Origin of the sequence: Pseudomonas sp. PA-6-3C (assembly GCF_021605825.1) — a bacterium.
Lineage (GTDB): Bacteria > Pseudomonadota > Gammaproteobacteria > Pseudomonadales > Pseudomonadaceae > Aquipseudomonas > Aquipseudomonas edaphica.
Window position 1 is genome coordinate 17,277 of sequence record NZ_WKDV01000013.1, and the last position, 23,594, is coordinate 40,870.

General features: G+C 60.8%; 18 protein-coding genes. 15 read left to right on the plus strand and 3 right to left on the minus strand.

The genetic code is table 11. The features are described 5' to 3' along the window. The first annotated feature begins 155 nt into the window (after positions 1–155). From GIW48_RS11125 to GIW48_RS11140, 4 genes are all read left to right on the plus strand, one after another. On the plus strand, positions 156–1,121 hold the full coding sequence (locus GIW48_RS11125; RefSeq protein WP_170036872.1) for an L-carnitine dehydrogenase: 966 nt from the start codon (positions 156–158) through the stop codon (positions 1,119–1,121). A gap of 117 nt (positions 1,122–1,238) precedes the next feature. After that, on the plus strand, positions 1,239–1,718 hold the full coding sequence (locus tag GIW48_RS11130) for a thioesterase family protein (protein ID WP_170036870.1): 480 nt from the start codon (positions 1,239–1,241) through the stop codon (positions 1,716–1,718). A 9-nt stretch (positions 1,719–1,727) separates the two neighbouring features. Continuing rightward, positions 1,728–2,888, plus strand: a complete 1,161-nt coding sequence (locus GIW48_RS11135; RefSeq protein WP_236460535.1) for a gamma-butyrobetaine dioxygenase — start codon at positions 1,728–1,730, stop codon at positions 2,886–2,888. Positions 2,889–3,185: 297 nt separating this feature from the next. After that, the gene (locus GIW48_RS11140; protein WP_017139371.1) at positions 3,186–3,449 is read left to right on the plus strand and encodes a hypothetical protein; all 264 of its coding nucleotides are present in this window, start codon (positions 3,186–3,188) and stop codon (positions 3,447–3,449) included. 109 nt (positions 3,450–3,558) lie between these two features. Here the strand turns inward: GIW48_RS11140 and GIW48_RS11145 are convergent, their stop codons facing one another. Together GIW48_RS11145 and GIW48_RS11150 are read right to left on the minus strand one after the other, a co-directional pair. Further along, on the minus strand, positions 3,559–4,662 hold the full coding sequence (locus GIW48_RS11145; RefSeq protein ID WP_005792167.1) for a GlxA family transcriptional regulator: 1,104 nt from the start codon (positions 4,660–4,662) through the stop codon (positions 3,559–3,561). Positions 4,663–5,163: 501 nt separating this feature from the next. Continuing rightward, positions 5,164–6,540, minus strand: a complete 1,377-nt coding sequence (locus tag GIW48_RS11150; RefSeq protein WP_236460534.1) for an L-serine ammonia-lyase — start codon at positions 6,538–6,540, stop codon at positions 5,164–5,166. A gap of 414 nt (positions 6,541–6,954) precedes the next feature. Between GIW48_RS11150 and GIW48_RS11155 the strand changes: the two genes are divergently transcribed. The 3 genes from GIW48_RS11155 to choV all read left to right on the plus strand — a co-directional run bounded on the left by GIW48_RS11155 (position 6,955) and on the right by choV (position 9,989). Continuing rightward, the gene (locus tag GIW48_RS11155) at positions 6,955–7,902 is read left to right on the plus strand and encodes a choline ABC transporter substrate-binding protein (protein WP_099550374.1); all 948 of its coding nucleotides are present in this window, start codon (positions 6,955–6,957) and stop codon (positions 7,900–7,902) included. Between the two features lie 66 nt (positions 7,903–7,968). Further along, positions 7,969–8,814, plus strand: coding sequence for a choline ABC transporter permease subunit (gene choW, locus GIW48_RS11160; RefSeq protein ID WP_017139374.1), 846 nt, complete (start codon positions 7,969–7,971; stop codon positions 8,812–8,814). After that, positions 8,811–9,989: a choline ABC transporter ATP-binding protein gene (gene choV, locus GIW48_RS11165; RefSeq protein ID WP_017139375.1), complete on the plus strand. Its 1,179-nt coding sequence runs from the start codon at positions 8,811–8,813 to the stop codon at positions 9,987–9,989. Before choW ends, choV begins: the two co-directional genes overlap by 4 nt. Before the next feature lie 168 nt (positions 9,990–10,157). Here choV and GIW48_RS11170 read toward each other — a convergent pair whose 3' ends face one another. Next, a complete protein-coding gene (locus GIW48_RS11170) occupies positions 10,158–12,092 on the minus strand; it encodes a BCCT family transporter (protein ID WP_236460539.1) in 1,935 nt (644 codons plus the stop codon). 391 nt (positions 12,093–12,483) lie between these two features. On the opposite strand from GIW48_RS11170, the gene betI reads away from it, so the two are divergent. The 8 genes from betI to dbpA all read left to right on the plus strand — a co-directional run bounded on the left by betI (position 12,484) and on the right by dbpA (position 23,582). Next, entirely contained in the window at positions 12,484–13,077 is a 594-nt protein-coding gene (betI, locus tag GIW48_RS11175) for a transcriptional regulator BetI (protein WP_010207128.1), read from the plus strand. Between the two features lie 109 nt (positions 13,078–13,186). Next, positions 13,187–14,659 (plus strand): betaine-aldehyde dehydrogenase, encoded by a 1,473-nt coding sequence (gene betB / locus GIW48_RS11180; RefSeq protein ID WP_017139377.1) that lies wholly within the window; start codon positions 13,187–13,189, stop codon positions 14,657–14,659. 143 nt (positions 14,660–14,802) lie between these two features. Next, positions 14,803–16,506 (plus strand): choline dehydrogenase, encoded by a 1,704-nt coding sequence (betA, locus tag GIW48_RS11185; RefSeq protein WP_017139378.1) that lies wholly within the window; start codon positions 14,803–14,805, stop codon positions 16,504–16,506. A 165-nt stretch (positions 16,507–16,671) separates the two neighbouring features. Then, entirely contained in the window at positions 16,672–18,114 is a 1,443-nt protein-coding gene (locus tag GIW48_RS11190; RefSeq protein ID WP_017139379.1) for a TldD/PmbA family protein, read from the plus strand. Beyond that, a complete protein-coding gene (locus GIW48_RS11195; protein ID WP_236460533.1) occupies positions 18,114–19,430 on the plus strand; it encodes a TldD/PmbA family protein in 1,317 nt (438 codons plus the stop codon). The genes GIW48_RS11190 and GIW48_RS11195 overlap by 1 nt, the downstream gene beginning before the upstream one ends. Positions 19,431–19,760: 330 nt before the next feature. Further along, positions 19,761–20,651 (plus strand): alpha/beta fold hydrolase, encoded by an 891-nt coding sequence (locus GIW48_RS11200; RefSeq protein ID WP_236460532.1) that lies wholly within the window; start codon positions 19,761–19,763, stop codon positions 20,649–20,651. Positions 20,652–20,686: 35 nt separating this feature from the next. Continuing rightward, a complete protein-coding gene (mdtD, locus tag GIW48_RS11205) occupies positions 20,687–22,114 on the plus strand; it encodes a multidrug transporter subunit MdtD (RefSeq protein WP_017139382.1) in 1,428 nt (475 codons plus the stop codon). A gap of 130 nt (positions 22,115–22,244) precedes the next feature. Beyond that, positions 22,245–23,582 carry an ATP-dependent RNA helicase DbpA gene (gene dbpA, locus GIW48_RS11210; protein ID WP_232626477.1) on the plus strand — a complete coding sequence of 446 codons (1,338 nt, stop codon included), beginning with the start codon at positions 22,245–22,247 and terminating at the stop codon, positions 23,580–23,582. Positions 23,583–23,594 lie beyond the last annotated feature (12 nt).

Consider the following 23,594-nt stretch of genomic DNA (forward strand, 5'->3'; position numbering starts at 1 on the left):
CTCAGACACCACAAAACCCTGTGGGAGCCGGGCTTGCCCGCGATAGCGGTACACCTGCACCGAATGCACCAACTGATACACCGATATCGCAGCGGTGCGACGATTCGACAAGCCAGCTCCCACATTGATCACCGAATTATTCAGGGATTGTCGACATGAGCTTTATCACCGAAATCAAAACCTTCGCCGCCCTCGGCAGCGGTGTTATCGGCAGCGGCTGGGTGTCCCGCGCCCTGGCCCACGGCCTGGATGTGGTGGCCTGGGACCCGGCGCCTGGCGCTGAAGCAGCGCTGCGCAAACGTGTTGCCAACGCCTGGGGCGCCTTGGAGAAACAAGGCCTGGCGCCGGGCGCCTCTCAGGATCGCCTGCGCTTTGTAACCACCATTGAGGAATGTGTAAAAGACGCCGACTTCATCCAGGAAAGCGCCCCGGAACGCCTGGAGCTGAAACTCGAACTGCACAGCAAGATCAGTGCAGCGGCCAAGCCGAATGCGCTGATTGGCTCGAGCACTTCAGGTCTGTTGCCGAGCGAGTTCTACGAAGGTTCCACCCACCCGGAACGCTGCGTGGTCGGCCACCCCTTCAACCCGGTTTACCTGTTGCCGCTGGTGGAAGTGGTGGGCGGAAAGAACACCGCGCCGGAGGCAATTCAGGCGGCGATCAAGGTGTATGAATCCCTCGGCATGCGCCCGCTGCATGTGCGTAAGGAAGTGCCGGGGTTTATCGCTGACCGCTTGCTCGAAGCGCTGTGGCGTGAGGCGTTGCACCTGGTCAATGATGGCGTGGCAACCACGGGCGAGATCGATGACGCGATTCGTTTTGGCGCCGGTTTGCGCTGGTCGTTCATGGGCACATTCCTGACTTACACCCTCGCGGGCGGTGATGCCGGAATGCGCCACTTCATGGCCCAGTTCGGCCCGGCGTTGCAGTTGCCGTGGACGTATTTGCCGGCGCCGGAGCTGACCGACAAGTTGATTGACGATGTGGTCGACGGCACCAGCGATCAGTTGGGTAAACACAGCATTTCGGCGCTGGAGCGCTATCGTGATGATTGCTTGCTGGCGGTATTGGAAGCGGTGAAAACCACCAAAGCCAAACACGGCATGAGCTTCGCTGAATAACCGCTGTTGATCTGTGTGGGAGCTGGCTTGCCTGCGATAGCGATGCAAAATTCACCATCGCCATCGCAGGCAAGCCAGCTCCCACATTTTGACTGCATACATTCTGGAATATATGTGATGCCTGCACTGACCACCTACACCACCCACATCCAGCCCGACTGGGTGGATTACAACGGCCACCTGCGTGATGCGTTTTACCTGCTGATCTTCAGCTACGCCACGGACGCGCTGATGGACACCCTCGGGCTGGACAGCGAAAACCGCGAAGCCAGCGGCCACTCGCTGTTCACCCTGGAACTGCACCTGAACTACCTGCACGAAGTAAAACTCGGCGCCGAGGTGGAGGTGCACACCCAACTGATCGCCCACGACGCCAAGCGGTTGCACCTCTATCACAGCCTGCACCTTGTGGGCGACGCGAAGGAGTTGGCCGGCAACGAGCAGATGCTGCTGCACGTCGATCTGGCGGGGCCGCATTCAGCGCCGTTTACCGAGGCCACGCTGGAGAAACTGGCAACCATCAGTGCCGAACAGGCCGATCTGCCGCGCCCTGCCTTGCTGGGCCGAGTGATCGGATTACCACCCAAAAAACAATAAGGAATCACCATGCAAACCGCCGCCGCTGTTGCCGATTTCCGTACTTACCCGAAGATCTGCGACCTTGCCGAGGCGCAGGTACTGGACAACCAGATTCGCGTGCAGTGGGCCGATGGGCGGGTCAGCCCGTTCCATCATCAGTGGCTGCGGGACAACTGCCCCTGTGCCCAATGCGTGTACAGCGTGACCCGCGAGCAGGTGCTGGAAATTGTCGATGTGGACGAGCATCTGCGCGCCCTAAGCGCGCGCATCGATCAAGGTTTTCTGTGCGTGGAATGGTACGGCGGCCATCGCAGCCAGTACGATCCAGGCTGGTTGCGCGCCCATGCCTATGACGATCAATCACGCGCCGAACGCCGCGCTGCCAAACCCCAGTCGCAACTGTGGGGCAGCACCTTCGAACTGCCCATATTTGAATACTCAGCGGTGATGGAAGACCCCAAAGCCCTGTTGCAATGGCTGCTGGCCTTGCGTGACGGCGGCCTTACGCAAATCCGTGGCGTGCCCACCGAACCAGGCTCGCTGGCACTGATCGCCAAGCGTATTTCGTTTATCCGCGAGAGCAACTTCGGCGTGCTGTTCAACGTGCAGTCCAGGGCCGATGCCGACAGTAACGCCTACACCGCTTTCAACCTGCCGCTGCACAGTGATTTGCCGACACGGGAGTTGCAGCCGGGGCTGCAGTTTCTGCATTGCCTGGTGAACGAAGCTACCGGCGGCGAGAGCATTTTTGTCGATGGGTTTGCCATCGCCCATGCGCTGCGCAGCGAAGACCCCGAGGCGTTTCGCGCCCTGTGTGAAATCCCGGTGGAGTTTCGCAATAAAGACCGGCACAGCGACTACCGCCGCCTGGCCCCGATCATTGCGCTGGATGCCTTGGGCGATGTAGCGGAGATCCGCATGGCCAACTTTTTGCGCGGGCCGTTTGAGGCACCGGTGGAGCAGATGCCGTTGTTGTATCGGGCGTATCGGCGCTTTATTGCGATGACGCGGGAAGACCGTTTTCGACTGGTCAAACGCCTGAATCCGGGTGAGTTGTGGTGCTTTGATAACCGCCGCACCTTGCATGCGCGCAATGCGTTTGACCCGGCTTCGGGAGCGCGGCATTTTCAGGGTTGTTACATTGATCGGGATGAGTTGTTGTCCCGGATATTGGTGTTGCAGAGGTAGACCGGGGTGCGGCCATCGCAGGCAAGCCAGCTCCCACAAACCCCGGCAAAAAAAAGCCCCGGGCCAGCCGTGACTGGATCGGGGCAGAGTGCTTGGTGTGAGCGTGACATCCCGAGGGTGACCAAACCTTCAAGGTGCGTGCCTGGCCTCCAGTGTGCCTATTGTTGCTATCGGTAAATGACCCGAAAACGACCTGTTCATAGCCATCTGAGCCATTCGCCGATTCTGCCCTTGCCGACCGGCCGAGGGCCTACCAGAATCCCATTCAATCCCGTTCCCTACACCAGGATAAACGTCATGATGCACGCGGACTTGATTGACCAGGATGACCTGCTGAGCCAGCTGCGCTCGCTGGGTTTTGAGGTATCCAGCGGCGCCAGCGCCGAGCAGGCTTGCGAGTGTGCGGTGCGCGGTTTGAGTGCCGCACGGGCCAAGGCACTCAAGGGCATGGTGGAGCAGATGTACACCGGCAGCGCGACGATTTTGCCGGCGGTGCGCCAGGCGATCGACAAGCAGTTGTTGCCGGCTTTGGTGCAGTTCAAACAAAGCTCGGGCGCCTGATAGACCGCTATCGCAGGCAAGCCAGCTCCCACATTTGACTGGGTTCACAATTCAAATGGGAGAGCTGGCTTGTCGGGTCGCCGCATCGCTGCGATAAAGCCACCTCGGTCTAAAGCCTTACACTGGCAAACGTCGACTCATTACGCGCCTGGCTCAACGCCGACATCGGCCCCGACAACGGTGACAACACCAGCGCCTGCGGAATCGGCATCATCGCCACTTGCTGGGTGGTGTTGGAACCTACGCGCTCGTCCCGTGGCGGAATGCCAAAGTATTCGCGGTAGCACTTGGAGAAGTGCGGCGTGGACACAAACCCGCACACCGACGCTACTTCGATGATCGACATCGGCGTTTGCTTGAGCAACTGCCGCGCACGGATCAGGCGCAATTTGAGGTAGTAGCGCGATGGCGAGCAGTGCAGGTATTTCTGGAACAACCGCTCCAGTTGGCGGCGCGACACGGCGACGTACACCGCCAGTTCGTCCAGGTCGATCGGCTCTTCAAGGTTGGCTTCCATCAGCGCGACGATTTCCTGCAGTTTCGGCTGGTTGGTGCCGAGCATGTGCTTGAGCGGCACGCGCTGGTGATCCTGTTCATTGCGGATGCGCTCGTACACAAACATCTCGGAGATGGCGGCCGACAATTCACGGCCGTGGTCGCGGCTGATCAGGTGCAGCATCATGTCCAGCGGCGCGGTGCCGCCCGAGCTGGTAAAGCGGTTACGGTCGAGGGTGAACAGGCGCGTGCTCATGGCCACGCGCGGGAAGGCTTCCTGCATCGACGCCAGGCATTCCCAGTGCACGCTGCAATCGAAACCGTCGAGCAAACCGGCGCAGGCCAGGGCCCAACTGCCTGTGCACACGGCGCCGAGGCGACGCGACTGGCGCGCCTGGCTTTGCAGCCACGACACGTGCTCACGGGTAACGGTACGCTGGATTCCCACGCCACCGCACACAATCACAGTGTCCAGGGCCGGGGCTTTGTGCATGGAGGCATCGGGGGTGATTTGCAGACCGTCGCTGGCCCACACTTGGTTGCCGTCGACACTCAGGGTTGTCCAGCGATACAGCTCGCGGCCGGACAGCTGGTTGGCCATGCGCAGCGGTTCCACTGCCGAAGCCAGGGAAATCAGCGTGAAATTGTCCAGCAGCAAAAAGCCGATGGATTGAGGCGCACGGTTCTGGGGTTGGGCCCCGGAGTTGAACGACGTCATCGCGGTATCTCCTCACACAAAGCGGGTGATGGCCTCAGGCGAGGCTCTTGTTATTGCGTTCGTCTCCAGCAAGGAGCGAGGCTTTGAATGGGTAGAGCAAATGCCATGCCTAAAATTGAATGGCCATCCAATAACTCCTAAAAACGACCTGATGACGCGTCTATATAAGCCCGCGCGGGGAGTGCGGAATATGGCCAGAAATGGACGTCAGACCGGCCCTGCTCTGGGGTGTGAGCAGATCGGTAGCACTTGTGGGAAGGCGCTTTGCGGGCGTGGGAAAAGTCTGTCACCGCACGCACGGGTGACGAGTGGTGAGGCACGGAATCGTTCGCAAGCTACTTATCTATTTGCGACGCGCTAAAAGGTGGCGCTTTTGGGTTCGGGTGTTCACTTTATGAGCAGTGGTGCTGCAACTACCGCTATCGCAGGCAAGCCAGCTCCCACAGGGGAATGCATTCCAAATGTGGGAGCTGGCTTGCCTGCGATGGCGGCATTAGTGAATCAACACTCTACTGCGCTGACGGCCAAACCACCCCGCGAAGTCTCTTTGTACTTGTCATGCATATCCGCGCCGGTATCGCGCATGGTGCGGATCACCCGGTCAAGGGAAATAAAGTGCTGACCATCACCGCGCAGGGCCATCTGCGCGGCGTTGATCGCCTTCACCGCCGCAATCGCGTTGCGCTCGATGCACGGCACTTGCACCAGCCCGCCGACCGGGTCGCAGGTCAGGCCGAGGTTATGTTCCAGGCCAATTTCGGCGGCGTTGCACAGTTGCTCCGGCGTGGCGCCGAGGATCTCGGCAAGTCCCGCAGCGGCCATGGCACAGGCTGAACCGACTTCACCCTGGCAGCCGACTTCGGCGCCGGAAATCGAGGCGTTTTTCTTGCACAGAATCCCGACGGCCGCAGCGCTCAGCAAATAGTCGACCACGTTGGCTTCGGTGACTTCTTCGCTGAACTTCATAAAGTAGTGCAGCACCGCAGGAATAATCCCCGCCGCGCCATTGGTGGGGGCGGTGACCATGCGCCCACCGGCGGCGTTTTCTTCATTGACCGCCAGGGCGAAGAGGTTGACCCACTCCATGGCGCTCAAGGTCGAGCCAATCACGTTCGGTTTGCCCAGCTCCTGCAAACTGCGGTGCAACTTGGCGGCGCGGCGACGCACATTCAGGCCACCGGGCAGGATGCCTTCGTGCCTGAGGCCCTGCTCCACGCAGTCTTGCATGGCGCGCCAGAGCTTCATCAGGCCACTACGGATTTCGTCTTCGCTGCGCCAGGTTTTTTCGTTGGCCAACATTAGTTCGGCGACGCGCAGGTTGTGGGTCTTGCACAACTGCAACAGCTCCACAGCACTGGAAAAATCATACGGCAGTTCGGTACGGTCCATATCGGCCACGCCGCTCTGCGCCTGGGCCTCGTCCACCACAAAACCACCACCGACTGAATAGTAGGTGCCGCGGTGCAACTCGCCGTCATCATCGAACACCACCAGGGTCATGGCGTTGGGGTGGAACGGCAGGTTTTCGTCGAGCAGGCGCATGTCGCGTGCCCAGACGAAGGGCACCGGCAGGCGGCCGTCGAGCAAGAGCGTGTCGGTCTCGCGCAGGGTGTGAATACGCAGGCCGATTTGCGCCGGGTCGATTGCGTCCGGCCACTCGCCCATCAGGCCCATGATGGTCGCCGTGTCGCTGCCATGGCCGATGCCGGTGGCCGACAACGAGCCATATAGCTGAACTTCAACGCGACGTACTTGTTCCAACACTCCACGTTCACGCAAGTGCTGAACGAACAACGCTGCGGCGCGCATGGGGCCGACGGTGTGAGAACTAGAAGGCCCGATGCCGATCTTGAACAGGTCGAAAACACTGATAGCCATTGCGGTAGAACTCCTCGATAAGCACGGCCAGGCTTGAACGAGGTGCTACGCTCAGATCGCCCAGATGGCGGCATCATCAAGCTTTTGCTTGCCTTCACGGCGTCTCACACCGACGTAACCATGCTCAACAACGCCGCTCTCGTGCGATCGGGCATTTTGGCCGTTTTTAGCGGTTCAGATCGGTAAAAACTGCGGTTTTGCCATTGGAAAAATCTGTAAGCGACGTCACCGACACTGGATACGACCATCCCTGTACTGGATACGACGCCCCCTGTAGGCGTCAGATTTTCACTGGTACATGATCAGTCTCGACTCGTTTGCAAGGCACCGTGCCGTCGCCTCGATGCACGCCCCAACCGCAACACTTATAAAGCGCGGCGAATGCCGCCAGAAAAGACACAGGAGTCTACCCCGATGAAAGGTTCACCCTCGTTGTTGTTGGCCGCCATGCTGAGTCTGCCAGTCCTGGCACACGCTGCAGAACCGGAACAGTGCAAGACCGTTAACTTCTCCGATGTCGGCTGGACCGACATCACTGTCACCACCGCGACCACCAGCGAAGTCCTCAAGGGCCTTGGCTATAAACCGCGCACCACGATGATTTCGGTACCGGTGACCTACAAGTCCCTGGCCGACGGCAAGAACATGGACATCTTCCTCGGCAACTGGATGCCGACCATGGAAAACGACATCAAGCAATACCGTGATGCCGGCACCGTGGAAACCGTGCGCGCCAACCTGGAAAACGCCAAGTACACCCTGGCGGTCCCGGAGGCGCTGTACAACAAGGGCCTCAAAGACTTCGCCGACATCGCCAAATTCAAGGATGAGCTGGGCGGCAAGATCTACGGCATCGAGCCGGGTAACGACGGCAACCGCACTATCCAGACCCTCATCGACAAAGACGCCTTCGGCCTGAAAACCGCGGGTTTCAAAGTGGTTGAGTCCAGCGAAGCCGGGATGCTCTCGCAGGTGGAACGCGCCTCCAAGCGTGACCAGGCCATCGTGTTCCTGGGCTGGGAACCGCACCCGATGAACACCCGCTTCAAGATGAAGTACCTGACCGGCGGAGACGACTCGTTCGGCCCCAACTACGGCCAGGCCACCATCTACACCAACGTTCGCAAGGGCTACACCCAGGAATGCAGCAACGTCGGCCAGTTGCTGAAAAACCTGTCGTTCACCTTGAACATGGAAAGCACCCTGATGGGTAACGTCCTCGACGACAAGATGAAGCCCGACGCCGCAGCCAAAGCCTGGCTGAAGAAGAACCCGCAAGTGCTCGACACCTGGCTCGCCGGTGTGACCACGGTTGATGGCAAACCCGGTCTGGAGGCCGTCAAGGAATACCTCGCCAAGTAAGTGCTGACCCCGGGGCGGTGCGCTGCCCCGGGATGTTTTCCCCTTCGCATGTGGACATTCACTACCATGCTGACTGAACAGAAAATCCCACTAGGCCAGTACATCGCTGCCTTCGTCGAATGGTTGACCAAACATGGTGCCAACTACTTCGACGCCATCGCATCGACCCTGGAAACGATGATCCACGGCGTGACGTTCGCGCTGACCTGGTTCAATCCGCTGGCATTGATCGGTCTGATTGCGCTGCTGGCTCACTTTATTCAACGTAAATGGGGCCTGACCGTTTTTGTCATCGCCTCCTTCCTGCTGATCCTCAACCTGGGGTACTGGCAGGAAACCATGGAAACCCTCGCGCAGGTGTTGTTCGCCACCCTGGTCTGCGTGGTCATCGGTGTGCCGCTGGGCATTGTTGCCGCACACAAACCGCTGTTCTACACCATGATGCGGCCGGTGCTCGATCTGATGCAGACCGTACCGACCTTCGTCTACCTCATCCCTACCCTGACCCTCTTCGGGCTGGGTGTGGTGCCTGGCTTGATCTCCACGGTGGTGTTCGCGATTGCCGCGCCTATCCGCCTGACCTACCTGGGTATCCGCGATGTACCGCAAGAGTTGATGGACGCCGGCAAGGCCTTTGGCTGCTCGCGCCGTCAGTTGCTCTCACGCATTGAACTGCCCCACGCCATGCCGAGCATTGCCGCCGGCATTACCCAATGCATCATGCTGTCGTTGTCGATGGTGGTGATCGCGGCCCTGGTGGGCGCCGACGGCCTCGGCAAGCCGGTGGTCAACGCACTCAACACCGCCGACATTGCCCTGGGCTTTGAAGCCGGCCTGGCAATCGTATTGCTGGCCATCATGCTCGACCGCATCTGCAAACAACCCGACGCTAAAGTAGGGGGTGATGCATGAGCATTATCCGATTCGACAATGTCGACGTGATCTTCTCCAAAGACCCACGCGAAGCGCTCAAGCTGCTGGACCAGGGCATGAGCCGTAACGAGATCCTGAAAAAGACCGGGCAGATCGTCGGCGTTGAAAAAGCCAGCCTGGACATTGAGAAGGGCGAGATCTGCGTGCTGATGGGCCTGTCCGGCTCCGGCAAGTCGAGCCTGCTGCGCTGCATCAACGGCCTCAACACCGTAAGCCGCGGCCAGCTGTTTGTGGAGCACGAAGGCCGCCAGATCGACATTGCGTCCTGCACGCCCGCCGAGCTGAAAATGATGCGCACCAAGCGCATCGCCATGGTGTTCCAGAAGTTCGCGCTGATGCCGTGGCTGACGGTGCGCGAGAACATCAGCTTTGGCCTCGAGATGCAGGGCCGCCCGGAGAAAGAACGCCGCGCGCTGGTGGATGAAAAACTCGAACTGGTAGGCCTGGCCCAATGGCGTAACAAGAAGCCCGACGAGCTCTCCGGCGGCATGCAGCAGCGCGTCGGCCTGGCCCGCGCGTTGGCGATGGACGCCGATATCCTGCTGATGGACGAACCCTTCTCGGCCCTCGACCCGCTGATCCGCCAAGGCCTGCAAGATGAGCTGCTGGAGCTGCAACGCAAGCTGAGCAAGACCATCGTGTTCGTGAGCCACGACCTCGATGAGGCGCTGAAACTCGGCAGCCGCATCGCGATCATGAAAGACGGCAAGATCATCCAGTACAGCGTGCCGGAAGAGATTGTGCTGAACCCGGCGGACGACTATGTGCGCACCTTCGTCGCCCATACCAACCCGCTGAACGTGCTGTGCGGGCGCAGCCTGATGCGTACCGTAGAGAACTGCACCCACGTCAACGGCTCCATCAGCCTGGACCCGGGCGGCGATTCGTGGCTGGACCTGGCCGAAGGCAATGTGATCAAGGGCGCACGCCAGAACGGCACGCCGTTGAACCTGCAGAACTGGGCGCCGGGGCAACCGGTGGAAGGTTTGGGCCGGGTACCGACGCTGGTGGATTCCAATATCGGCATGCGCGATGCGTTGCAGATCCGGTATCACACGGGGAACAAGCTGGTGTTGCATAACAACAACCAGGTGGTGGGGATTCTGGGGGATAGCGAGCTGTACCATGCCCTGCTGGGCAAGAACCTGGGCTAGTCGGTACCGCAAAACCAACTGAAGAAACTGGGTCAATGTGGGAGCTGGCTTGCCTGCGATAGCTTTAGTGAATTCACCACCGCTATCGCAGGCAAGCCAGCTCCCACATTTGACCTCATTCCAAGCCTGGAACAGCGGCGCCAGTGACGGCGCCGCTCGGCTCAACTATCAGCTATAGACACGGCCAAGGAGCTGCCGATGGCTTTCAAACTGATCGAGCACGTCCCGGGTGATCTGTTCCTGGGCGAAGCCCATCAGGTCATATTCCTGAGGTCCGTTGTGCAGGTAGACCTCGGCCCGGTAGTAACGGGTGCGCTCTTCTTCGGGCAGGTCGCTCGGTGTCGAGGAGTAAGCATCCAGGCTCACTTCATAGACAAACGGGTTGCCCTCTTCCATCTCGATGCGCACACCGATGCAGCGCTTGGATTTACCCAGCAGCGTCTGCACTTCCAGCCCTTGGTCACGCAGCACACTCGCCGCTTCTTCCAACGCAGGCGTAACGTGTTTGTCCATAAAGCGCTGTACCGTGCCCTGGCTCGGTTGCAGGTCCAAGGCGGTCAAACGCTCGCTGAAACCACGACGACCACGTTCGGCCAATTGCGCCTGCTCCTGTTCGATGGCCACATCCTGGCGCATCGCCTTGTGCAAACCGAACATAAACAGAATCAGCACCACCGAGAACGGCAGCCCCGCCAGCACCACCATGGTTTGCATGGCTTCGAAGTTACCCGCGAACAGCAGGCCGATGGTCACCAGGGTGATCACCGCCGACCAGAAGATCCGCAGCCAGTGCGGCGCATCTTCATCGACATTGCCGCCCTTGCACGAAAGGTTGGCCATCATCACCGCGCCGGAATCCGCCGGGGTCAGGAACAGCACAAAGCCCACGAAGATCGACACGCCGATCACGATTTTCGACGCCGGGTAATGCTCAAGCAGTTGGTAGATGGCCATCGACGGTTGCTCCAGCGCCGTCTTGCCCAACTCCACCGCACCGTGGTTCAACACCAGGTCCAGCGCCGAGTTACCGAAGATCGACAACCACGCCAGGGTGAAGCCCAGCGGGATCAGCAGCACGCCGGCCACCAGCTCACGCACCGTGCGACCACGGGAGATACGCGCGATGAACATGCCTACAAATGGCGCCCAGGAAATCCACCAGGCCCAGTAGAACAAGGTCCACAGGCCCATCCAGCGTTCAGTCTTGTCGGCGTCGCCTTCGTACACATACAGGTCGAAGGTTTTCAGCACGATACCGTTGAGGTAGTCACCGGTGTTCTGCACCAGGCCATTGAGCAGGTGCAAGGTCGGGCCAAACAACAGCACAAAGATCAGCAAGCCGCTGAACAGCACAATGTTGAGGTTGGACAGGCGGCGAATGCCGTTTTCCACACCCGACACGGCAGCGATGGTCGCCACGGTGCTCATCACGATGATCACGATCAGCAGGTTAGTGTTGCTGTGCTGCATGCCGAACAGGTTTTCAAGCCCCGACGACACTTGCATCGAACCAATCCCCAGGTTCGTCACCAGGCCCAGCAGGGTCACGAACATGCCGAAGCCGTCCACCGCGTGGCCGGCCGCGCCTTTGACCCAACGCTCGCCCACCAGCGGGTACAGCGCCGAACGCAAGGCCAACGGCTGGTTATGACGGTACGCGAAGTACGCCACGGCCAGGCCGACCAGCGCATAAATCGCCCAGCCGTGCAGGCCCCAGTGCAGGAACGTCAACTGCAACGCCTGGCGGGCTGCGCCATTGCTGGCGGCGGCGCCTTCGGGCGGGTTGAAGTAGTGATCCAAAGGCTCGGAAGCCCCGAAATACAGCAGCGAGATGCCGATGCCCGACGAGAACAACATGCCGGCCCAGGCGCCGTAGCTGAAGTCCGGGGTGTCGTCCTTGCTGCCCAGTTTCAATTTACCGTAGGACGAAAACGCCAGGCCGACCACAAACACCAGGTAGGCAGCGATGACCACCATGTAATACCAGCCGAAGCTTTTCGACAGCCACGCCTGGGCTACGCCGAGCATGCGCCCGGCCTCCTGCGGGGCGATGATCAAAATGGCGGTCAACAACAGAATGAGCGCGGTGGAGGTGTAAAACACCCAACCGTTGACCCTGACCTTTTCCGGCGGGGTCTTTATAAGAGAGGCAGAACTCATGGCGCAGATGCTCCGGGCAGTGCGAGAGAGAAACACAAGGCAACGGTTATCCCGGGACATCGATTTTTCGGCAGTCGACGGACGGGTGTTATAAAGACACCCCGAAAATTCTTGAGCCGCGCCTAGGCAGTGGCCAGGCCCTGATACGGCCTGTTTCAAGGGTTTTTGCAGGTGTCAGAGGACGTTGCTCACAGGTAGGAAAAATCTGTAGGCAGCGACCATTTGTCGCAGATCTTATTCTTTGTTGATTGAACGTTCAATCAAAACAAAATAGACTGGCCATCAAGCCGACGGACGTTTAACGCCCAACGGCAGGCCTAAGGAGAGGTGCTACATGCCCAAGGTCGGTATGCAACCCATACGCCGCCAGCAGTTGATCGAAGCAACCTTGACGGCCATCGATCAGGTTGGAATGGGAGATGCCAGCATTGCGCTGATCGCCCGTTTGGCCGGCGTCTCGAACGGCATCATCAGTCACTACTTTCAGGACAAGAACGGCCTGATCGCCGCAACGATGCGGTACTTGATGAATGTGCTGATCGAGAACGTCCACGAACGCAGGCTTGCGCTGAAGGACGACAGCCCACGGGCGCACCTTCGGGTGATCATCGAGGGCAACTTCGACGCCAGCCAGGTCAACGGACCGGCAATGAAAACCTGGCTGGCCTTCTGGGCCACCAGCATGCACCACCCGTCATTGCACAGGTTGCAGCGGATCAACGATCAACGTCTGTATTCCAACCTGTGCTGCCAGTTCCGCCGAGTGCTACCGCTGCCGCACGCACGCAAAGCAGCCAGAGGCCTGGCGGCCCTGATCGACGGTTTGTGGTTGCGCGGCGCCCTGTCGGGAGACGCTTTCGACACGGAGCAGGCGCAACGGATCGCTTACGAATACATGGATTTCCAATTGGCCAAGCAGGTGAGTTAGAGCACACATAAACGCTCAACCCCTGAACGTTTGCCGCTCAGTGTTGCCACAACCCCATGGCCCACTTTCGGCGGGTAACGCCAACCACTTATGCACTTGCGAGGACTTTATGGCCCGTTTCGAACTGCAAAAACTCTACATTGACGGCGGCTACAGCGACGCTGGCAGCGATGCCACCTTCGAAGCCATCAACCCGGCTAACGGTGAAGTTCTCGCCCAAGTGCAACGCGCCACCAAGGAAGACGTGGAACGTGCCGTGGTCAGCGCTGAAAAAGGCCAGAAAATCTGGGCCGCCATGACCGCCATGGAGCGTTCGCGCATCCTGCGCCGTGCCGTCGACATCCTGCGCGAGCGCAACGATGAGCTGGCCGCCCTGGAAACCCTGGACACCGGTAAAGCCTTCTCCGAAACCCAATACGTCGACATCGTCACCGGTGCAGACGTGCTGGAATACTACGCAGGCCTGGTGCCAGCCATCGAAGGCGAGCAGATCCCGTTGCGCGACACTTCGTTCGTCTACACCCGCCGCGAGCCGCTGGGCGTAGTAGCCGGTATCGGCGCGTGGAACTACCCGATCCAGATCGCCCTGTGGAAATCCGCACCGGCCCTGGCGGCGGGTAACGCGATGATCTTCAAGCCAAGCGAAGTCACTTCGCTGACCACCCTGAAACTGGCCGAGATCTACACCGAAGCTGGCGTTCCAGCCGGTGTGTTCAACGTGCTGACCGGCAGCGGCCGTGAAGTCGGCACTTGGCTGACCGAGCACCCGCGCATCGAGAAAGTCTCGTTCACCGGCGGCACCGACACCGGCAAAAAAGTTATGGCCAGCGCTTCGAGCTCCTCGCTCAAAGAAGTGACCATGGAACTGGGCGGCAAGTCGCCGCTGATCGTGTTCGAAGATGCCGACCTGGATCGCGCCGCCGACATCGCCATGATGGCCAACTTCTACAGCTCCGGCCAGGTCTGCACCAACGGCACTCGCGTGTTCGTGCCGAAACACCTGCAAGCGGCGTTCGAAGCCAAGATCGTTGAGCGTGTTGCGCGCATTCGTGTTGGCAACCCACAAGACGAAAACACCAACTTCGGCCCGCTGGTCAGCTTCGCCCACATGGAAAGCGTGCTCGGCTACATCGCCAAAGGCAAGGAAGAAGGCGCCCGCGTACTGTGCGGCGGCGACCGCCTGACCGACGGCGAATTCGCCAAAGGCGCCTATGTGGCCCCGACTGTGTTCACCGACTGCACCGACGAAATGACCATCGTCCGTGAAGAAATCTTCGGCCCAGTGATGAGCATCCTCACTTACGAGACCGAAGAAGAAGTGATCCGCCGCGCCAACGACACCGACTTCGGCCTGGCCGCAGGTTTGGTGACCAAGGACCTGAACCGCGCCCACCGCGTGATTCATCAGCTGGAAGCGGGTATCTGCTGGATCAACGCCTGGGGCGAATCCGACGCCAAGATGCCGGTTGGCGGCTACAAGCAGTCGGGCGTTGGCCGTGAGAACGGTATCAGCTCGCTGAACAACTTCACCCGCATCAAATCGGTACAGGTTGAGCTGGGCGACTACGCCTCGGTGTTCTAAATCCGAGCGCTGTACTGCCCGCGAGGCCGCCATCGCGGGCAAGCCCGGCTCCCACATTTTGTGCTGTGTTAACCCAATAAAATGTGGGAGCTGGCTTGCCTGCGATGAGGCCCGACCTGACCATCTCAAAAGAGGGTGCATTTATGTCCCAAGAATACGATTACATCATTGTGGGTGCCGGCTCCGCCGGTAACACCCTGGCGACCCGTCTGACCGAAGACGAAGGCGTCACCGTCCTGCTGCTGGAAGCCGGCGGCCCGGACTACCGTTTTGACTTCCGTACCCAAATGCCTGCCGCGCTGGCGTTCCCGCTTCAAGGCCGTCGCTACAACTGGGCCTACGAAACCGACCCTGAGCCACACATGGACGGCCGCCGGATGGAATGCGGTCGCGGCAAGGGCCTGGGCGGTTCTTCGCTGATCAACGGCATGTGCTACATCCGTGGCAACGCCATGGACTACGACAACTGGGCAAAACTGCCAGGTCTGGAAAACTGGACCTACCTCGACTGCCTGCCGTACTTCCGTAAAGCCGAAACCCGCGACATCGGCCCCAACGACTACCACGGTGGCGACGGCCCGGTCAGCGTGACCACGCCTAAAGCCGGCAACAACCCGCTGTTCCACGCGATGGTTGAAGCCGGCGTACAGGCCGGTTACCCGCGTACCGACGACCTGAACGGCTACCAGCAAGAAGGCTTCGGCCCGATGGACCGTACCGTCACGCCTAAAGGCCGTCGCGCCAGCACCGCACGCGGTTACCTGGACACGGCCAAGAAGCGCTCGACGCTGACCATCGTCACCCACGCCCTCACCGACAAAGTATTGTTTGAAGGCAAGCGTGCCGTAGGCGTGCGTTACCTGATCGGCGCGGCTGAAGAACGTGTTGAAGCCCGTGCGCGTAAAGAAGTACTGGTGTGCAGCGGTGCAATCGCTTCGCCGCAACTGCTGCAACGCTCCGGTGTGGGCCCGGCCAAACTGCTGGAAAGCCTCGACATCCCGGTGGTCCACGACCTGCCCGGCGTCGGCGAAAACCTGCAGGACCACCTTGAGCTGTACCTGCAATACGCCTGCACTCAGCCAGTGTCGCTGTACCCATCGCTGCTCTGGTACAACCAGCCGGCCATTGGTGCCGAATGGCTGTTCAACGGCACCGGTATCGGCGCCAGCAACCAGTTCGAAGCGGGCGGTTTTATCCGCACCCGTGAAGACTTCGATTGGCCGAACATCCAGTACCACTTCCTGCCGGTCGCGATTAACTACAACGGCAGCAACGGTGTGAAAGAACACGGTTTCCAGGCGCACATGGGTTCCATGCGTTCGCCGAGCCGTGGCCGCGTGCAATTGAAGTCGAAGAACCCTCGGGACTACCCGAGCATCCTCTTCAACTACATGGCCACCGAGCAGGACTGGCAGGAATTCCGTGACGGCATCCGCCTGACCCGCGAAATCATGCAGCAGCCGGCGCTGGATCAATACCGTGGCCGTGAAATCAGCCCGGGCATTGATGTGCAAACCGATGAGCAGTTGGACAAGTTCATCCGCGAGCACGCCGAAACTGCGTTCCACCCGTCCTGCTCGTGCAAAATGGGCACCGACGAGATGGCTGTAGTGGATGCCGAAGGCCGCGTGCATGGCATGCAGGGGCTGCGTGTTGTGGATGCGTCGATCATGCCGATCATCACCACCGGCAACCTCAACGCGCCGACGATCATGATCGCCGAGAAAATCGCCGACAAGATCCGTGGCCGCAAGCCACTGCCGCGCAGCACTGCCGACTACTACGTCGCAGGCGATGCGCCGGTGCGTGGCAAGCCGATGCGTGAAGTCGGCCCTACTGCGCAGTAACCCGTTGATCGTTCCCACGCTCTGCGTGGGAATGCATCCTGTGACGCTCTGCGTCACGACCTTCAAAAGCGGACGCAGAGCGTCCAAGGCGGCATTCCCACGCAGAGCGTGGGAACGATCACCTATGCTAGCCTCTGGGACTGCGCTGCCCTCAAGGAGGTCCCGATGTTCGACGCCCACCCCACCCTCAAACAACACTTCAGTGCCCTGCGCACCCGCGCCGAATTCTTCTCGTTGCGTTATGTGCGCGAATCCGGCCAGTACCTGTCGGTACGCAAGAACGTCGCCGAGCCGCCACACCTTAGCCACGACGAGGGCGCCATGCTCACCGTGCGCCTCAACGGCGTGGAAGCTTATGCAGCAACCAACGACATTTCCCTCGCCGGCCTGCAAGCAGCCCTTGAGCGCGCCGAACAGCAAGCCCGGCAGATTTCGCCCCATGCCCTGCTCGACTTGCACACACAACAGGTCTCCAGTGACGTGGCCGACTACCTGTCGCCCGACCTCGACCAGCCCTTCCCATCCCTGAGCGACTGCTACCAACTGCTCGGCGATGAATCCGCCAGCGTGCCCAAGGATGAGCGCCTGGTCAGTTGGGAAGTCAGCCTGGGCACCACGCGGGTTGAACAGATCTACCTCAACAGCGCCGGTGCCGAGCTGCGCCAGGCTCAGCGTTTCGTCTTTCCGGGCCTGAGCGTCACCGCCTTCGACGGCAACGACAGCCAGACCCGCACCCTGGGCGGCACCAACTTCGGCCAGCAAGGCAGTGCGAACGTGATTCGCCGCTTCGGCCTGGCCGGCGCCGCCCGCACAGTCGCCGATGAAGCCCTGCAACTGCTGCTCGCGCCGAACACGCCCCACGGCCCGCGTGACCTGCTGCTGATGCCCGACCAGATGATCCTGCAGATCCACGAGTCCATCGGCCACCCGCTGGAACTGGACCGCATCCTGGGCGATGAGCGTAACTACGCCGGCACCAGTTTTGTGAAGGCCAGCGACTTCGGCCACCTGCAATACGGCTCGCCCTTGCTCAACGTGACCTTCGACCCGGACATCCCCGAACAGCTCGCCAGCTATGGGCATGACGACGACGGCACGGCCGCCAGCAAGCAGTTCCTGATACGCGATGGCCTGCTGCTCAAGCCCTTGGGTGGCGCGCTGTCGCAATTTCGCGCGAACCTGCCAGGCGTGGCCAACAGCCGCGCGTGCGGCTGGAATCGGCCGCCCATCGACCGCATGGCCAACCTCAATATCGAGGCCGGCGACAAGACCCAGGCTGAGCTGGTCAGCGGCATCGAGCACGGCATTCTGATGAGCACCAACCGCTCCTGGTCCATCGATGACGCACGCAATAAATTCCAGTTCGGTTGCGAGTGGGGCCAGCTGATCGAAAACGGCGAACTCAAGGGCGTGGTCAAAAACCCCAACTACCGCGCCATCTCCGCGCAGTTCTGGCGCAACCTCAGCGCCGTCGGCGACGCCAGCACCTTCCAGGTGTTGGGCACGCCCAACTGCGGCAAAGGCGAACCCAACCAGGTGATCCGCGTGGGCCACGCTTCACCGGCGTGTGTGTTCAGTGATATCGACGTGTTCGGGGGAGATGCCTGATGAATAACTTCAAGGCACTGGTGGGTTGGCTCAAGCAAGCCGTCACCGACAAGGAACAGTTTCACCTGGGCTACGCTGACGAGTCGTCCGAGTTCGTGCGCTTCAACCACGCCAAGGTGCGTCAAGCGGGCCAGGTGCAACAGGCCAGCCTCAACCTCAAGCTGATCAACGATGGCCGTCACGCCGACCTCGGTATCACCCTTGCCGGTGAGCCGGCGCTGGATCGCCAGCGCCTGGCCGACGGCCTGCAACAACTGCGCGAAACCTTGCCATTGTTGCCGCAGGATCCGTACCTGCTGCTGAACCACAACGCCTGGCAAAACCACAACGAACAACTGCGACCGCTGCCGGAACTGGCCCAGGTGCTGGCAGATATCAGCCAGGCCGCCGAAGGTGTGGACCTGGTGGGCTTCTACGCTGCCGGCCCCATCAGCCGTGGCTTTGCCAGTTCCGACGGCGCGTTCGGCTGGCATCAGGCCAATAGCTTCAACTTCGATTTCAGCCTGTTCCACGCCAACGGCGAAGCGGTGAAAGCCAGCTACGCCGGGCACACCTGGGACAGCGCCGAGTTCACTGAGCGTTTCCAGCGGGCGCGTGAGCAGTTGGAGTTCCTCGGCCGCCCGTTGCACAAGCTGCCTCCCGGCCAGTACCGCGCCTACCTGGCCCCGGCGGCGCTGGAAGAAATCTTCAGCATTGTCACGTGGGGCGGGTTTTCCGCCCAGGCCATCGCCAGCAAAGGCAGTTGCTTGCAAAAGCTCTACACAGGCGAACAGTCGTTAAGCCCGTTGGTGAAGGTCGATGAAAAGATCAGCGGCTCGTTGAGCCAAGCGTTTTCCACCGAAGGTTACCCACGCGGCGACGTCACGCTGATCAACGCCGGTAAAGCCGAGGGCCAGTTGATCAACTCGCGCAGTGCTGCCGAATATGGCCTGAGCACCAACGGCGCCAGCAGCGACGAGTCGCCCAGCGCCTTGCAGATGGCCGCAGGTAACCTGCCCCAGGCCGATATCCTCAAGCAATTGGGCACTGGCTTGTACATCAGCAACCTGTGGTATCTGAACTACTCGGACTTGCCGGCGGCACGCCTGACCGGCATGACGCGCTTTGCCACGTTCTGGGTCGAAGACGGTGAGATCAAGGCGCCGGTGAGCACCATGCGGTTTGATGACAGTGTCTACAGCCTGCTCGGTTCGCAGCTTGAAGCGCTGACCTCGGAACGGGAACTGCTGCTGTCGGCGAGTACGTACAGCCAGCGCAATACCTCGTCCAACCTGCTGCCGGGGGCGCTGGTCAAGCGCCTGACGCTAACGCTGTAAATACAACGCCCCTGTGGGAGCTGGCTTGTGTGGGAGCTGGCTTGCCTGCGATGCAGTCACCTCGGTGTGTCAGTCACACCGCAGTGATGCCATCGCAGGCAAGCCAGCTCCCACATAGGCCAGCTACCAGACAAGCCAGCTCCCACATAGGCTTGTATTGATTTCAGACACCTCGTTTCATCCCTTCCTACCGCAAAATCCCATCTAACACTTCTCCCCGTGCGGCCTGTTGTCGCCCGCAAAAAACCTCGTTATAACGGTTAGTGGCATCCCGCCACCCACCCCACGAGAGCATGACCTTGCCCGGGAAGGGCAAGCTGGAGCGTTGACATGAACCATGGAAGTTTTGTCATAGAGAAGCTGTTCAAGCACTACAACGTTCATGTTGAGCAGCTAGGAAACGATTCGGAAAAAAAGACGGTCTTGATGGTCAACGGCGCGCTGTCCACCACACGCTCTTTCGCGCGAACCAGCAAATGCCTGGCGGAGCATTTCAATGTGCTGCTGTTCGACCTGCCGTTCTCCGGCTATTCGCGCGAGCACAACACCGACCTCGAGCTTGTGACCAAGGACGACGAGGTGCAAATCCTGCGCGCGCTGGTGGAGCGCTTCGAGGTCAACCATCTGGTGTCGGCCTCCTGGGGCGGTATCTCCACCTTGCTGACCCTGGCCCACAACCCGCCCTCCATCGAAAGCTCGGTGGTGATGGCCCTGGCGCCCAACCTCAACCAGGCGATGCTCGACTACGTGGAGCGCGTGCGCGTGTTGATCGAAGCCGATGACAAATCCGCCGTCGGCCACTTGCTCAATGAGACCGTCGGCAAATACCTGTCGCCGCGCCTCAAGCGCAACAACCATCGGCACCTGTCGAGCATGGCCACCACCGAGTACCGCCAGGCGCGTTTCCATATCCATCAGGTGCTGGCCTTGGGCGATGGTAATTACCTGCCGGCGCTGACCCGGATCGAAACCCCGGTGCACTTCCTCAACGGCGCACTGGATGAATACACGCCGGCGGCCGAGGCCCGGTTGTTCAAGCGCTATGTCGGCCGCAGCAGCTTTGCGGTCGCCGAACACACCGGCCATCTGCTCGACCTGGAGTCGCGCGAAGCGGCCATGTCGGTGCACCGTGCGCTGTTGGATTTCCTGGTGGGAGAGCACGCAACGCTGTCGGAATTAGACGAACCGCCAGTGGGAAAAGGGGCGACGGATGGCGCATAATCGCCAACACATAGCCTGCTAATAAAAGGGTTCACATGCCGAATCGCGCCCCTCTCGATGCCAAGACCGCCCGCTGGCTACCCTGGGTGGTAGCGATTGCCTTCTTCATGCAGTCGCTGGACGGGACGATTCTCAACACCGCCCTGCCGGCCATGGCGCGGGACTTGGCGGAAAACCCGCTGCGCATGCAAGGGGTGGTGATCGCCTACATGCTCACCGTCGCCTTGCTGATCCCGGCTTCGGGCTGGGTGGCCGACCGCTTCGGTACCAAAAAAATCTTCTTCGGCGCGATCATGCTGTTCAGCATTGGCTCCTTGCTGTGCGCCTTGTCGAGCACCTTGACCATGCTGGTGGGCGCGCGGGTCATCCAGGGTTTGGGCGGCGCGCTGATGCTGCCGGTCGGGCGGCTGGTGGTCTTGCGTGCTTATCCACGCTCCGAACTCGTACGCATCATGGGCTTCATCACCATTCCCGGCCTGCTCGGCCCCTTGCTCGGCCCGACCATGGGCGGCTGGATGGTGCAATACCTGACCTGGCACTGGATCTTCCTGATCAACCTGCCTGTGGGCATGGTCGGTTGCTACGCCGTGTGGAAACTCATCCCCGACTTGCGCGGCAGCGAACGCACGCGCTTTGACAGTGTAGGGTTTGTGCTGTTTGGCGCGGCGATGGTGCTGATTACCATCGCCATGGAAGGCCTGGGCGAACTGCACCTGCCGCACCTGCGGGTGATGTTGCTGCTGTTCGGCGGGCTCGCCTGCCTGGCCGCGTACTGGCTGCGTGCCGGGCATATCGATAACCCACTGTTCTCGCCGGTACTGTTCAAGACCCGCACCTTTGCCGTGGGCATCCTCGGCAACCTGTTCGCCCGGCTGGGCAGCGGCGCACTGCCGTTTCTGGTGCCGTTGCTGCTGCAGGTGGCACTGGGTTATTCGCCCTCCGAAGCCGGGATGAGCATGCTGCCCCTGGCGGCGGCGGCGATGTTTGCCAAGTCCATCGCCCGGCCACTGATCGAGCGGCTGGGCTATCGCATTGTGCTCACCGGAAACACGCTGGCGCTGGGCATCATGCTGGCCAGCATGGGCCTGGTCAGCGAACACACGCCCTACCCGCTGCTGCTGTGCATGCTGGCGGTGCTGGGCGCGATCAACTCGCTGCAATTTACCGCGATGAACACCGTCACCCTGATCGACCTCGACGACGCCCAGGCCAGCAGCGGCAACAGTTTGCTCTCGGTGGTGGCGCAATTGTCCTTGAGCCTGGGCGTAGCCTGTGCCGGTGCCCTGCTCGGCGGCTTTACTGCCGAAGCTGGCAATGACGGCGTGGAAAGCGTGCTGGGCGCGTTCCAACTGACCTTCCTCACCGTGGGCATCATGGCCATGCTGGCGGCGGCGATCTTCCTGCAACTGTCGCCAAAAGACGGCAAACGGGTGGTCAGCCGCGAGCACGACCTTGAGCATTAACAGGCTTCTCGTCTAGAACTTGCAGGGAAAATCCCACAGGGCTGGTACACTGCGCGACATTTTGTTTTGCAGAGCCAGTCCCGTGACTACCATCGCCACCGCTTTTAATACTTTGCCCCTGTCCGCCGCCATGCTGGCTAACCTCGACTCGCTGGGTTACGTCGAGATGACGCAGATCCAGGCGCAAAGCTTGCCGGTGATCCTCAAGGGGCTGGACCTGATCGCCCAAGCCAAGACCGGCAGCGGCAAGACCGCCGCCTTCGGCATCGGCCTGTTGAACCCGATCAACCCGCGTTACTTCGGCTGCCAGGCACTGGTGATGTGCCCGACGCGTGAGCTGGCCGACCAGGTCGCCAAGGAAATCCGTCGCCTGGCGCGTGCCGAAGACAACATCAAGGTACTGACCCTGTGCGGCGGCGTGTCCCTCGGCCCGCAGATCGCCTCGCTGGAACACGGCGCCCACGTCATCGTCGGCACGCCAGGCCGTATCCAGCAGCACCTGCGCAAAGGTTCGCTGGTGCTGGACGGCTTGAACACGCTGATCCTCGACGAAGCCGACCGCATGCTCGACATGGGCTTCTACGACGCCATCGAAGACATCATCAGCAAGACCCCGCCACGCCGCCAAACCCTGCTGTTCTCGGCCACCTACCCGGTGAGCATCAAGCAGTTGGCCTCCAAATTCATGCGTGCGCCGCAGCAGGTGAAGGCCGAAGCCTTCCACTCCGACGACCAGATCGAGCAGCGTTTCTACGAGATTTCGCCGGAAGAGCGCATGGACGCGGTGACCAAGGTACTGGCGCACTTCCGCCCGGCGTCTTGCGTGGCGTTCTGCTTTACCAAGCAGCAAGTGCAGGAAACTGTGGATCACCTGACCGCCAAAGGCATCTCCGCCGTCGGCCTGCATGGCGACCTGGAGCAGCGCGACCGTGACCAGGTACTGGCGATGTTCGCCAACCGCAGCACTTCGGTGCTGGTGGCGACCGACGTCGCCGCCCGTGGCCTGGACATTGACTCCCTGGACATGGTGATCAACGTCGAACTGGCCCGCGACTCGGAAATCCACATCCACCGCGTAGGCCGTACCGGTCGCGCCGGTGAGACCGGTATTGCGATCAGCCTGGTGGCGCCGTCCGAAGCCCACCGTGCCCAGGCCATCGAGCAACTGCAAAAGTCGCCGCTGAACTGGGACCAACTGGACAACCTCAAGCCGCAAAGCGGTGGCCCGTTGCTGCCACAGATGAGCACGTTGTGCATCGCCGCCGGCCGTAAAGACAAGGTGCGCCCAGGCGACATCCTTGGCGCACTGACCGGTGACGCCGGGATTCCGGGAGCCCAGGTCGGCAAGATCGCGATCTTTGATTTCCAGGCGTTCGTGGCTGTTGAGCGCGGGATCGCCAAGCAGGCGTTGCAGCGTTTGAATGACGGCAAGATCAAAGGCCGCTCGTTGCGCGTGCGGATCCTCTGACCTGATCGTTCC

Excerpts from the sequence above, each read along its gene's own strand:
- GIW48_RS11125 (WP_170036872.1), top strand. The coding sequence starts at position 156 with ATGAGCTTTATCACCGAAATCAAAACCTTCGCCGCCCTCGGCAGCGGT.
- GIW48_RS11130 (WP_170036870.1), top strand. The coding sequence starts at position 1,239 with ATGCCTGCACTGACCACCTACACCACCCACATCCAGCCCGACTGGGTG.
- GIW48_RS11135 (WP_236460535.1), top strand. The coding sequence starts at position 1,728 with ATGCAAACCGCCGCCGCTGTTGCCGATTTCCGTACTTACCCGAAGATC.
- GIW48_RS11140 (WP_017139371.1), top strand. The coding sequence starts at position 3,186 with ATGATGCACGCGGACTTGATTGACCAGGATGACCTGCTGAGCCAGCTG.
- GIW48_RS11145 (WP_005792167.1), bottom strand. The coding sequence starts at position 4,662 with ATGACGTCGTTCAACTCCGGGGCCCAACCCCAGAACCGTGCGCCTCAA.
- GIW48_RS11150 (WP_236460534.1), bottom strand. The coding sequence starts at position 6,540 with ATGGCTATCAGTGTTTTCGACCTGTTCAAGATCGGCATCGGGCCTTCT.
- GIW48_RS11155 (WP_099550374.1), top strand. The coding sequence starts at position 6,955 with ATGAAAGGTTCACCCTCGTTGTTGTTGGCCGCCATGCTGAGTCTGCCA.
- choW (WP_017139374.1), top strand. The coding sequence starts at position 7,969 with ATGCTGACTGAACAGAAAATCCCACTAGGCCAGTACATCGCTGCCTTC.
- choV (WP_017139375.1), top strand. The coding sequence starts at position 8,811 with ATGAGCATTATCCGATTCGACAATGTCGACGTGATCTTCTCCAAAGAC.
- betI (WP_010207128.1), top strand. The coding sequence starts at position 12,484 with ATGCCCAAGGTCGGTATGCAACCCATACGCCGCCAGCAGTTGATCGAA.
- betB (WP_017139377.1), top strand. The coding sequence starts at position 13,187 with ATGGCCCGTTTCGAACTGCAAAAACTCTACATTGACGGCGGCTACAGC.
- betA (WP_017139378.1), top strand. The coding sequence starts at position 14,803 with ATGTCCCAAGAATACGATTACATCATTGTGGGTGCCGGCTCCGCCGGT.
- GIW48_RS11190 (WP_017139379.1), top strand. The coding sequence starts at position 16,672 with ATGTTCGACGCCCACCCCACCCTCAAACAACACTTCAGTGCCCTGCGC.
- GIW48_RS11195 (WP_236460533.1), top strand. The coding sequence starts at position 18,114 with ATGAATAACTTCAAGGCACTGGTGGGTTGGCTCAAGCAAGCCGTCACC.
- GIW48_RS11200 (WP_236460532.1), top strand. The coding sequence starts at position 19,761 with ATGAACCATGGAAGTTTTGTCATAGAGAAGCTGTTCAAGCACTACAAC.
- mdtD (WP_017139382.1), top strand. The coding sequence starts at position 20,687 with ATGCCGAATCGCGCCCCTCTCGATGCCAAGACCGCCCGCTGGCTACCC.
- dbpA (WP_232626477.1), top strand. The coding sequence starts at position 22,245 with ATGCTGGCTAACCTCGACTCGCTGGGTTACGTCGAGATGACGCAGATC.